Below are 12,684 nucleotides of genomic sequence, written 5' to 3'. Positions count from 1 at the left end.
GCTTAGGCCTAAGAAAATAACTGAAGAAAAACTGGCGTATTGGCTCGTACCGAGTAACGCTGCTCGATGGTGGTGCGGGCCGCTTGGCCCAGGGCTTGCCGGTGCGCGGCATCGGTTAGCAGCTGGCGCAGCCGCTGGTACCAGTCTTCGGGCTCCTGGCAGATGTAGCCATTATAATTATCCTGCACCACTTCGGTATTCATGCCAACGGGTGATACTAGTGCCGGAATACCCAAAGCCATGTATTGCAAGGCCTTAAAGGCGCACTTACCTTGGGCCCACAGGTCGTCTTCGAGCGGCATCAGGCCCATGTGAAAAGTAAGCAAATCGGCGATTTCCGTCGCTTTCTGCCAGGGCACGAAGCGCAGGGAACGCAGTTCCTGGGTAAACACGGGCTGCTGATTGGAAATAACGCGAAACTCAAAGTCAAAGCCTTCGGCTTCGAGCCGGGCTATGACGGGCACCAGCGGCAGCAAGTACTTGAGTGTCGAGTGCGTGCCCGTCCAGCCAATGACTAGCGGACCAGGCGCTAGTTGGTCGCGCACTTGGTTGTGCAAGTGCACCGTATCAATCGTCGTGGGATTGATGACCACACTTGGGTTAAACTGCCGAGCGTAGGCGGCCAGGTAGGCGTTGCCACAGCTATTCTTATAAGCCCAGCGGCAAATGCTATCAACTTTTTGGTGAAACTTCAGGCCGGCCGCTATGCGATTAGCTTCCGACGTATTGGCCAGCCAAATGGCGTCGTCGAAGTCGTAGATAACCCGCTTGCGCAGCATTTTCGTCAGCAGCCATTCAAAAACGGGAGGGCCTAGGGGCGCCACCTCGCGGTGGATAAATACAAAGTCGTAAGCTGGGGCGGCCAGCAGATGCCTCAGCCGCCGCCCAAAACCACCTAAAATCCCTACCCCCTTCTGTATGGCTTGCCCCGGTTTGTACAAAATGCGCCAGGTAGCTTCGCTCAAAAAAGGTGCTATCCGATACTCATGGCCGTGGGCAGTTAGGATATCCAGGTACTGCTCAAAGCGAAAGCGTTGTGATGGAGCCCGCCCGGCAGGGTAGGGAGTTAGAAATAGAATACGCAAAACCAACGAAACCGACCCAAGAAGCCCGGCATAAGGAGAACTACAAAGTTACGGCCGCTAGCCCCTACCCCCTTACTTGGCCAGCACCTGCTGATATAGAGCAGCGAGGGTCTCAAAGGTGTGCGCGGGCGCAAATTTTTGACGCACAAACCGGCGCCCAGCTTCAGCAAAACGAGTACGCAGGTCGGCATCGGCGGCAAGCTGGTTGATTGCCCTGGCCATGGCTGCCACATCGCGGTTGGGCACCAGCAGCCCCGATTCACCATTTACAAATAGCTCGGCCGGGCCACCGCAGTCGCTAGCAATCAAGGACGTGCCATAAAATAGCGCATCCAGGCAAGTGAGTGAAAAAGATTCGGATTCGGAAAAATTCAGGATGATATCCGCCGCCTTCATCTCCTTTTCTACGTCGGTTGCAAAGCTGCCAAACGCTACCACCGCTTGCAGGCCGGCTTGCTCAACATTGGCTTCGAGCTGCTGCCGAAACTGTTGGTTTTTGAGCATACCCATATCGCCGCCCACAAAGCGCAGGCGCAGGCGGCTATTCTGCGCATATGCCGCCCGAAAGGCTGGCAAGGCCAAGTCCTGCCCTTTGCCTTGGATGTAATTGCTCAGGTAAAGCAACTGTACCGTGCCATCGGGGCGGGGCGGGTGTACTGGCGCTGGGTAGCGCTCTTGCCCCGGCAACGGGTCATAAATTACTTGCACCTTGGGGTTTACACTAAAGTAGCGCCGTACGGCTTCCGACACGCATACCACTCGGCTAGCCGCTCGCTCGGCTAGCCAGCGCCAGCTACGGGCCAGCGGCTGCGGCAAGCTTTGGGGCAGAAACCGCACATGCGTCACCACTTGTAAGCGGCCTAGGCTCAGCAACCGGGCCACGTAGCCAGTCAGGTTATAAAAGTCGTTTAGATGGATAATGCGGGCTCCTTGGCGGCGAGCCAAGCGGTAAAGGCGCCAGCCATTCAGCAGCAGCATGGGCCCATAAAGCAATAAGTCGGCCTTGCGCCTACTTATTTCGACAAAGGGCAATTCATGCACTACGTAGCCATCCGCTTCGAGCACCGCCCTACCCCCGCTGCCCGTGGGCAGCACATATTCAAAGCGCAGCGCAGGGCGTAGCGAATTGGTAGCGTGGCGCATAGCATTCAGGGCGCCCGTTACGGCACGCGAATTATCGACTACTAGTACCACTGGCGCAGCATTACTCACTGCACACCTCCTCCACTAGCTTTATCCATTGGCTGGAAATACGTTCGCGGGTGAAATCCTGCATCCGCTCGCGTGCCAGCGTACCCAGCCGCTGCTGCTCAGCCTTATCGGCGAGCAAAGCAGCGAGTGTACTCGCCCAAACTGCCTGGTCAGCCGCGAGCGTTGCCGCTTGGGTGAGCATAGGAAGCAACAGTCCATACGCGCCGAGCTCCGCCTGGCGGAGGGGGGTAGGCGGCGCAACCGTAGCGGGCGCCAACATTTCGCGGGGGCCGGTAGGGCAATCGGTGCTCAGTACCGGTAAGCCGCAAATCATCGCCTCACCCAAGGCCATTGGAAATCCCTCCCAAGCAGAAGGAAATACAAAAGCAGTAGCCGGCCGCAAATACTTAAATGGATTCTGCTGCAAACCCAAAAAATACACATCGAAGTCGGGGGTAAGCAGCGTAGGTTCTTCCCAAGCAGCGTACACGCGCAAGCCCAGCTGCCGCGCATGGGCAGTAAGGACCTCTCGCAACTCCCCATCACCTACAAAAACGAGTTTAGCGGCCTTTTTTTGCAGCAGCGCGGCGAATATGTCTAGCAATGGAGCTTGATTCTTTTGCAGCGTTAGCCGCCCCGACGTGACTAGTATCGGCGCGGCTGCATATACCGCCAACTCAGCAGCGGATAGAGGCTCGTGGCTTTTTGCCTCGATTTGAGCCACTTCAAAAAAATTATTAATTGTTAAAAGCTTGTGAGGCTTTACACCAAACCCCGTCACTAATTCCGGGATGATATCGCGGCTTACAGTCACAATACGGTCAGCACGATTATAAAGCGCGGGCATCAGCACACTTTTACGCAGCCACCCCACAGGCCCTTTGATATTAGCATCATGCAGCTTTGAACCGTGAATGCAAAGTATAATTTTTTCCCTACCCTTACTCAATAGGTTTACATAGTCAGCACCTTCTAAATGGCTAATACTTACGTCGCTGTGCAGACGCTGCTTTAAGGCTTTCAGGCGCGTAATACGCCGCCAGAAGTTCCGCAGCTTCGTAGCAGGGCTGCCATCGCCTGTGACCTCCAAGCTAACTAGCTCGTTCGAGCTAGGGTACATATTGCCGCCGTCCAGGTTAAAAACTGCTTCCGTAACCTGATAATGACGAGCTAATTCAACACTATGGTCGTGAAAAACCCGTTGTGCGCCCCCCAATCCAAAGTTTGGAATGAGCATTAATACCTTCTTTTTCATTTCAACCTGCAACATGTAATTGTTACGCTCTAATTCTACCTGCTAACCTCATAAACGGTTGCTCTACAACCAGGTAGAAGATATAAGCTGCCCCAATTGCTACCAATAAGCAGATAGCCTGCATGCCTAACCGATTACCTGTTGGCACAGTAGAAATAAATTTAACCAACACAAACTCACAAGTACTTCCAACTAATGCGTGGGTTAAATAAAAAGAATAGGATATTTTACCCAAAAAACGAGTTACGGAGTTCTCTAAACTTACATATTGAATAGAAAGAGCAGTTAGTAGCCCTGCAATAGCATGGTAAATACCTATCTCTAAGTAAGCAACAATCGTAAAGGCAAGCAAAAGCGACAAATAAATAGGTATACTTACCTTGCCTAGCTTTCTATATAAACTAATCCCACCCATAGCAAATAAGGCGCTGAAGTGAAAGAAATTATCACCAGTACGAAATGGCAGATATTGCACCAGGCCTAATAACAAGAAAGCAACTATAAAAGGCAGAATAGTCGTGCGCTCAAATACTGTATTAAATAATAATCCTATAATAATGTAGAATTGAAATTCTATTGCTAAAGTCCAAAATATCCCTATAATCCAACCATATTCGCTAAAAGGGATTGTAAAAAACACATTATGAGCCAACTGCATTGCCGACAATCCCTTCGTATATTTTATTTCATGAGAAATAAAATAATCTATTAAATACCACTGTGCCACCACAAGTATTAAGGCAAGGTAGGCAGGCGGATTAATACGGGTTATTCGCTTAGCCATATAGGGTAAAAAATCCCTTATAGTATAGCCTTTTCCCAGCAAACTATATGGAATCACAAACCCGGAAATTACAAAGAACACCTCTACCCCAAGCCAGCCACTAGCAAATAATGATGCAACTGCATCAACGTGTAGCTTAGGCAGTACTGCCCCTGTAAAATGGAATAGCCCTACGCTAAGGGCCGCTACTCCTCGTAACAAAGCTAGTCCTGACACATGCTTATTCGCAGTACGTGGCGGCAGCTGCGTAATAGTATTGGGCTCCATGAATAACTTGTCTTGGATACAAAAAGTGGCAGTTATAATAAATGCTTAATAGAAGCAAGAAAACGGCGCCGCCATATTACCGTTGGGTCTTGCTGTATGGCTCGCCACAGATACTTCAAAGCAGTGCCACGATTATCCTTGCTTAGGGCAAGGGTAAGAGTGATAAACGTATATCGGTCTGCCACAAACTGCCCAACATGCCCAGGGTAACGCTGGGCAAAGGTTCGGTTTGCTTGGACCAATTGCCCAAAAAGTTCGTCGCGTTGGCGCACAGTTTCTGGCGCAATGGTATTTAGGCTGCGTTCTTCATGCTCACGCAAGCAAAAAGTTTTGGCGTGAATAGAATGAAAAGTGTATTGGCTAGCTAATCGTAGCCATAACTCCCAATCTTCTGCAGAGGCCAACCGGCGGTCCTCCACAAATGGATTAGCCAAGGCTATATCCGTCCGCACAAACACTGTGTTGCAAGCTAACGGATTATCGTATAACAATACCTCGTTAGTAGGTGTATTCCATTGGCAAAATTCTGCAATTAGCCTCCCATTCCAATCAAGGCGCTCATAACCTGTATGAATTATTTCCACTTTCCCTTTCTCAGCAATGTAATCCTTCACCACTTGCAGATGATTGGGGTACATTTCATCATCCGAATCAAAAAAGTTTAAATACTGTCCCCTTGCACGTAATGCTCCATAATTACGTGCAGCTCCGCGCTCGCCATTTTCTTTAAAGAAATATCGAATACGAGGGTCAGTAAATTCGGCTATTACTTCCTGAGTATTGTCGCGGCTACCATCATCCACTAGAATAAGTTCAAAATCATCTTCATGCTGTTCCAGAATACAGCGTACGGTAGCCGCGAGACTATCAGCCCTGTTGTAACATGGAACAATTATAGAGAAAAATGGCGCCATAAATAAGTATTAAATACTATTATAATAATTCTTTTCCACGTAGTAAACGAGCATATTGGTTGGCTAAATGCAGTTGAACACCGTTTTCACCTCGGGTAGAACGCAAAGTAAGCCAGCGAGCCAGGTAATATGCTTTTGTGTGCAATTCTCCATATTCCCGCCGCAGAAAAGTATCTTCATTTTGAAGTATCATGCGCTGCTGGTTAAGCTTTTTTTCCTGCTTTGTGCTTTGCGAGAAATGGTGCAATACCCGTGCCGCCGGTACATATCGGATAGCATAGCCCAACTTCCGTATGGCATAGCTCCACTCCAAATCTTCCGCATACATAAAGAACTCATCGGGTAGGTGGCCACCTGGAAGCTCAGTTAGAATACTGCGTCGGAAGTGGAAATAGGTTCCCCATACCCAATCTGGCTCCAATTCTGATAGATGGTCAAAGAAACCTCCTTGCAAAATCCGCCCGGTCTGCTCCTGCCCCATTAGCTTTTGCAAGCGCAACAATTCGAGCAGTTGTAAGCGCAAAGATGGAAACCTACCGCATTGATACTGTAATTGCCCATTAGGGTATTCTAGACGAGCAGTCGTTATACCCAATTTAGCATTAGCCTGCAAGGCTTTATATGTTAAAGTCAACGCATCATTTAAACATGCTGCATCCGAATTAAAAAGTAAAATCGTATCGCCTACTGCATACTCAATACCTAAATTATTTCCTTTTGCAAAACCAGAATTGACTGGGTTGCAAATTAATTTAATAGATTCTCCAAATCTTTCTGTAAAAGATATTGGGTCACACTCAGTCGAGGCATTATCGACTAAAACAATCTCATAACTTACTCCCTTTGTGTATGCTTGAATAGAAGCTATCGCCTCGCAAGTAAGCTTAAAGGTATTATAATTTATAATTATTACAGACACATCCATAAACACTGTTTTTAGTATTGATACCTATTAAATAGAAACCAAAGGATTTACTCGCAAATAATGCTAAAACTAGGTGCCTATAAAAAGTTGAATGCATTGCGAAGCAATTTTAGCGGCGGGCGAGGGAGGGGGGGGTAGTGCTCAGCGGGAGAGAAAGGGCTGCATCAGGGCGTACATCTGGGGACCAATCACGTCGATGGTGTGCTCGCTTTCGGCCCGCTGCTGCGCTACCCGGCCCATGGCCTGGCGCACGTCAGCATGGGCCAGCAGGTAGCTGGTTTTCTCGCTCATGGCCTGCGTGTCGGCATAGGGCACTACGAAGCCGGCATCCTGGCGCACGAACTCGGGCATGCCCCCGGCTTCGGCAAAGCAAATCACGGGGCTGCCCGACAGGGCCGCCTCCATGCACACCAGCGGAAACGGGTCTTCGCGGGCCGTTAGCAGAAACACATCGAAGGCCTCGTAGAAACCGCGCAAATCCGTTTTAGTGCCCACAAAGCGCACCTGCTCGCTCAGCCCCATCAACCGAATGTCGTGCATTACTTCTTGGTATTCAGGAGATTTTTCTTTACCGCCCGCCCAAATGAAAAACACGTTGGCTTCTCCTTGCTCCTTGAAATGCTGTGCTACCCGCAAGAATAAATCAGTACCCTTACGCCAACCTAGTGACCCTACTGCTCCTACTAGCTTAGCCTCAGGTGGAATATTGTACTCTTGGCGGATAGAAGCTGCAGTAGAAACATCAGCTAGCCGCACACCAGCAAAGTCGTATACGACGCGCGTCTGGCTCTCGGGAATGGTGCAGAACGTCTGATAGAATTCCTTAACTGCTCGTGAACAAGGAATAAAAAAATCTATCTCTTTTGCATGCTTTGCAAATGTATTCGCATCAATATAGAAAAAGGTAGACTCTAACTCATGTACACTAATCAAAAGCGGCACTTTTAGGTAATGCTTAACTTCAACAGCAAGTGCCAACGTAAGAGCAGCATTAGCGAATATAAGTACGGGTTTTTTTTTGGCTAGATTTTTAAAAATACCTTTGATATGCACATTAGCTAGCGATTCAACTTTACGAATAATACGCTTGCCTAAAGAAAGTGTAGGTTCATATTTATGAACAATGTGCACCGTAGCGACCTTTTCAAATTCTGGTAGTAAGGGGCCACCCCGCAGCAATATCAGCTCAACTGCGTGCGGCGTATGCGTACGCAGCCATTGCAGCAAGTACAGTTGTGCATAGGGGGCCCCGGTGAGGGAAGCTTCATGGCCAATAAAAACCAAGGATGCCATATAGAACGGTGAATTGCCGAGGCAGCTTTCTGCAAAGCTGGTTGCTAATTATTTAATACAAAAGCAATTTTAGCGGCGGGCGAGGGAGGGGGGGGTAGTGCTCAGCGGGAGAGAAAGGGCTGCATCAGGGCGTACATCTGGGGACCAATCACGTCGATGGTGTGCTCGCTTTCGGCCCGCTGCTGCGCTACCCGGCCCATGGCCTGGCGCACGTCAGCATGGGCCAGCAGGTAGCTGGTTTTCTCGCTCATGGCCTGCGTGTCGGCATAGGGCACTACGAAGCCGGCATCCTGGCGCACGAACTCGGGCATGCCCCCGGCTTCGGCAAAGCAAATCACGGGGCTGCCCGACAGGGCCGCCTCCATGCACACCAGCGGAAACGGGTCTTCGCGAGACGTTAGCAGAAACACATCGAAGGCCTCGTAGAAACCGCGCAAATCCGTTTTGGTGCCCACAAAGCGCACCTGCTCGCTCAGTCCCATCAACCGAATGTCATAGGCAAATTCCTTGAAAACTTGCGTAGTTAAATCGCCACCGACCCAAATAAAGAATGCATCACCGTCTCCTTGCCGTTTGCAATGCTGTGCAACTTGCAAAAATAAATCGGGTGCCTTACGCCAATTGAATGCTCCTATACCTCCAATAATTTTGGCATTAGCAGGGATATTATACTGTTGCCTTATTGAAGCAGCCGTTGAAATACCTACTGATGTATTCCCTGTAAAATCATAAACAATATGAGTACGATTTTCTGGAATGTTACAGAATGTTTTATAAAATTCTTTTACAGCCTGCGAACCCGGAATAAAAGAATCTATTTCCGGGGAATTAGCAGCGAATTTTTTAGCATCAGTATAAAAAAAAGTCGATTCCAATTCGTGTACATTAAGTAGCAAAGGCACTTTAAGCAAGTGTTTTGCTTTCACTGCAAACTCTAGCGCAGGTGCAGTATTTGCAAATATCAAGCTAGGTTTAGTTTTTGCTATTTTGTCAAAAATAGACCGGAGTCGCAAGTTCGTTAATGCTTCTGCCTTGCGCAGTATCCGTTGGCCTAACGAAGGGTAAGCCCCATACTTATGTACGACATGCACCGTAGCGACCTTTTCAAATTCTGGTAGTAAGGGGCCACCCCGCAGCAATATCAGCTCAACTGCGTGCGGCGTATGCGTACGCAGCCATTGCAGCAAGTATAGTTGTGTGTAGGGGGCCCCGGTGAGGGAAGCTTCATGGCCAATAAAAACCAAGGATGCCATATATAATAATTAATCACTAAGGCAGCCTGACAGGATATAATTGATTAGACAACTTTCTATCGTCAGTCTACAATTACATCAAGACCTTAGTAGTATTTTAAAACAGTGCTCTTTGCAAGTTATTGTATTGCTAAAACCGCTTTACAAATAAGCCACTAGAGTTACACTTAACAAGCTGCTTATTAGCGCCTAAACAATCCCCTGCACTAGCTCCTGGTACTGATGTTCAGCAATAACCCTACCTTGCTTCAATTCATAAATCTGGTCACATTCACGCAGGGTAGTAATACGGTGCGCAATGATGAGAATGGTTATGTCTGTTTGAGCAAGTGCGTTTATAGCTTCATTAACTTCTCGTTCCGTTTCATTATCAAGCGCACTAGTAGCTTCGTCCAGAATCAAAACCTGTGCTTTTTTATACATAGCGCGCGCAATGCCAATACGCTGCCGCTGTCCCCCAGATAGCTTAGAGCCGCGCTCGCCAATAAAGGTATCTAAACCATCGGGAAGCGTAGCTACAAAATCTGTAAGCGAGGCTTGTGCGATAGCATAATGCAAGCGTTCGGAATTGATTTCTTCTGATGGCGCTCCTAACGTAATATTATCCTTAATTGAGGCCTCCATTAAGAAGGTATCTTGCTTCACGTAGCCTACTAATTCGTACCAGGCCTGTATGTGCTGTGGAGTAAGAGGCTCGCCATCCACCAGCACCTGGCCTTGCTGTTCCCGATAGAACCGCAGCAGTATATTCATGAGAGTAGTCTTACCAGAACCTGAAGTGCCAATAAAACCGATTTTATCACCTTTGCGAATCCGCAAACTTATGTTTTGCAAAGCAGGAGCTTCTTCGGGGGCCTGACTAGGGAAGCGGAAAGAGATGTTATCCAGCGTTAACTCATGCCGAAAACTTAGTGGTAATTGCTGTGCCGGTGGCATTTCATCATATTCGGGTGCCCTAAATAGCTCTAGGTTCTCAATCGTATACTGATGTTGCTTTAGGTGCATCATGGAAGTGAGTAGGCGATTTACTGAGGGCATGAGGCGATAAGCAGCAGCAGCAAACATGCCCACCAACGCAATTAAACCTCCATTGCCAGTTGAACCGTAAAGTGAATACAGGAAGATGGTTAACACTCCAATAATGGCGACCATTTCAATAATGCGCACGGGCAGCATTGAATGCAAATAAACCTCTGCATCTAAATCCTGTACATCACTTTGGTTTCTAAGTAGCCGGTCGGCAAAACGCTGCTGCCGGCCAGCCAGCTTCAATTCGACAAAGCCCGAAAACAAGTCACTAACTATACCTAACGCCGCAGGTCTCAACACATTCAACTGATTGCCAATAGCTTGCGACCTTGCCCGCAAAGCGCGGTACGTCAGCAAAGTAGTAGGTACCAGTACAAAAGCCAGTACCGCTATCAGTACTGGCTTGTACACCAAGATGGCAATGGTAATGACAGCAATAACCGTTAGCTCTGAGAAGAAGACAAATAGCGGCCTTATTATAGCGTTGACGTAGCTGTTAGGAACTTGCAGCGTACTATTAATCAGACTGGACGAGCCGAGGTCAGTAAAATTCCAAAAAGGCAGATGCAAGTATTTGCGCAGCTGACGACGGACTATATCCAAGCCCACTGCGGCGGTAAAACGCGCTTGCAGAAAGTTAACCCAAGTGCTGAATATATTCTTGAGCAGAAAAAAGATTAGCAGCACTACAATCAGTGCTACTAAAAAGCTTCGTTCAGAGCTAAAACCTAATGCTTGATAAATTGGGTAGAAAAAGCGGCTACTGTGCACTCCGCCCGGCTCGGCCGCTACTAATAATACCGGAACCAGCGAAGCCAGTCCAAAGACATCAAGCACTGATGAGATAAGCAATAAAATAAACTGCACTACCGCTTGGCGTTTCTGTTTTACAGTTAAGTAATAAGAGACACTACGAAGCGAATAAGAAATAATACCATTTATCATAATTTACAGTAGCCTATCAGGAATTAAGCTACAAAGTTACGCATAAATATGGATGAGGTGAAGAGGAAAAGACACAGGCAGGGAAGCTCCATCCTACTTTAGGCACTAGCTACAAACCAATGTATTCATGATTATCGCACTGATTTACAGCGCACTTTCATAACCATTTATTTACTACCAAGCACCTATCTTCTGTTCTGCAAGGGATAGCCGCATAGGTTCACTAGGAGATTTATCATTAGCTTGATAACCTCTTGCTTACGCGGCAATAGGTTTTATCTGACCTTACTATCTCCTCACTCACATCTGAGCTATGTACTCGCCTGGTTGTCCAAACCTTCTAGCAGAGTCAACATGGTCTATCAAAGGCATTTAGAATTTATGTCTTGGCATACGGGCTGCCAAGAAAAATGGTATTGCCCACGAATACTGGCGGTATACCATTGTTGCGCCTTCGGCAATACTAAGCATTATGCAGTTGCGATAGCTTTACCGGAGTACTGAGCTTTGTCAAAAAACTCTTCGTAGGCTGCTACGCAATGCGCCATCCGAAATTTCTCGAAGCATTGAGCAGCTAGTGCCCGGTGGGCAGCTAGTAAAGGCTGGTTAGTCAGGTACTCTTGAATAGCAGCGGTGAGGGCGGCAGGCTCAGTAAGACCGTTACCATTCTGGTCGAGCAATACTCCGGCAATGCCGCCGGTTGGTACTGCTAGCATCTTGGGTACCTCACCAATATGTGTTGCTATCACGGGCACGCTGCAGAACAGGTATTCGGCTATGGAATTTGGCAAGCTTTCAGAAGCGAAATAGCTGGGCAGTAAACCAACATCAAATAGCCGAACCCAATCGATAGGGTTAGGTACAAATCCCACAAAATGCACTTTAGAGTTACTCGTCGACTCACGTAGCTCATCTAAATAAGCGCTATCGCCTACTAGTATCAGATGTGCCTGCGGAAAGTGCTGGCTTACTTCGTTGAAAGACTGCACAGCGTAGTGCCAGCCTTTTTCTGGAATACCTCGCGCTACCATCCCAAAGACTATGTCGTGCTCTTCAATGTCCAGTTGCGCACGGGTAGGGAGTTGGTCAGGAGCTGAAAACTTACCTGCAAATCCGTTGTATATCTGCACATGGGGCAGGTTGGATAAGGGTCGCACGCCCGGCACCGAGAATATTTCCAGGTTTTTCTCAGTCAAATAGACTACGCCGGAAGCTTGTTGCAGAGCCTGTTTAGAATGCAGAATAACTTCAGGCTCTGATTCTTTATACAAAAAGTCTTCGTAGCAGCCGTGCATAGAAATTACTAAGGGCACCGCTGGGTGAGATTTAGTAGCTGCTGCCGCCGCTACATAATCAGATTTAATCATGTGCGAATTCAGTACATCGATTTTTAATTGCTCTAACGTTTGGCGTAGATGGCGCTCTACCAATGCCTCGCGTACTGGAAAAGGCCGTCCAAATCTTCGAAAAAGCCCTTGCGCCTTCCGCGTCAACCAATCAAGACCAGGCAGGGCTGGCGTGAAAGCAATTACAGCTACGTCGGGGGCTATCTGCTGTACTAAAGGATAGTTAATGTAACTTGAATAATGACTATACAGATATACCTTATGCCCTTGGTCGTGAAGCGCTTGGGCCAGGCGCATTCCAAATATCTGCGCACCGCCTGTTCGTAAGTCTTCAATAGCAACTAGAATATTCATTGCGTGCAAAGGTCGGTAATAGTTGGCAACTAGCACATCCGTG

10 protein-coding genes are annotated in these 12,684 nt (G+C 48.0%); all 10 read right to left on the bottom strand.

Going from position 1 to position 12,684, the window contains the following annotated elements; translation table 11 throughout:
• Positions 1-8: 8 nt before the first annotated feature.
• A complete protein-coding gene (locus tag GO988_RS21925; RefSeq protein WP_232341649.1) occupies positions 9-965 on the bottom strand; it encodes a glycosyltransferase family 4 protein in 957 nt (318 codons plus the stop codon).
• Positions 966-1,157: 192 nt separating this feature from the next.
• Complete coding sequence (locus GO988_RS21920) at positions 1,158-2,228, bottom strand: glycosyltransferase family 4 protein (RefSeq protein ID WP_157569685.1); 1,071 nt, start codon at positions 2,226-2,228, stop codon at positions 1,158-1,160.
• A gap of 61 nt (positions 2,229-2,289) precedes the next feature.
• Positions 2,290-3,546, bottom strand: a complete 1,257-nt coding sequence (locus GO988_RS21915) for a glycosyltransferase (RefSeq protein WP_157569683.1) — start codon at positions 3,544-3,546, stop codon at positions 2,290-2,292.
• A gap of 7 nt (positions 3,547-3,553) precedes the next feature.
• Positions 3,554-4,582 (bottom strand): acyltransferase family protein, encoded by a 1,029-nt coding sequence (locus tag GO988_RS21910; RefSeq protein WP_157569681.1) that lies wholly within the window; start codon positions 4,580-4,582, stop codon positions 3,554-3,556.
• Positions 4,583-4,614: 32 nt separating this feature from the next.
• Positions 4,615-5,496 (bottom strand): glycosyltransferase family 2 protein, encoded by an 882-nt coding sequence (locus GO988_RS21905; RefSeq protein WP_157569679.1) that lies wholly within the window; start codon positions 5,494-5,496, stop codon positions 4,615-4,617.
• A 19-nt stretch (positions 5,497-5,515) separates the two neighbouring features.
• Positions 5,516-6,421, bottom strand: coding sequence for a glycosyltransferase family 2 protein (locus tag GO988_RS21900; protein ID WP_157569677.1), 906 nt, complete (start codon positions 6,419-6,421; stop codon positions 5,516-5,518).
• Between the two features lie 141 nt (positions 6,422-6,562).
• A complete protein-coding gene (locus tag GO988_RS21895) occupies positions 6,563-7,714 on the bottom strand; it encodes a glycosyltransferase family 4 protein (protein ID WP_157569675.1) in 1,152 nt (383 codons plus the stop codon).
• A 101-nt stretch (positions 7,715-7,815) separates the two neighbouring features.
• The gene (locus GO988_RS21890) at positions 7,816-8,967 is read right to left on the bottom strand and encodes a glycosyltransferase family 4 protein (RefSeq protein WP_157569674.1); all 1,152 of its coding nucleotides are present in this window, start codon (positions 8,965-8,967) and stop codon (positions 7,816-7,818) included.
• Positions 8,968-9,156: 189 nt separating this feature from the next.
• Positions 9,157-10,941 (bottom strand): ABC transporter ATP-binding protein, encoded by a 1,785-nt coding sequence (locus GO988_RS21885; protein WP_157569672.1) that lies wholly within the window; start codon positions 10,939-10,941, stop codon positions 9,157-9,159.
• A 470-nt stretch (positions 10,942-11,411) separates the two neighbouring features.
• Positions 11,412-12,641, bottom strand: a complete 1,230-nt coding sequence (locus GO988_RS21880; protein WP_157569670.1) for a glycosyltransferase family 4 protein — start codon at positions 12,639-12,641, stop codon at positions 11,412-11,414.
• Positions 12,642-12,684 lie beyond the last annotated feature (43 nt).

This window comes from Hymenobacter ginkgonis (assembly GCF_009755225.1).
Classification (GTDB): Bacteria; Bacteroidota; Bacteroidia; order Cytophagales; family Hymenobacteraceae; genus Hymenobacter; species Hymenobacter ginkgonis.
Note: the sequence above shows the minus strand (reverse complement) of the source record. Positions and strands in the feature narration are given on the sequence as shown.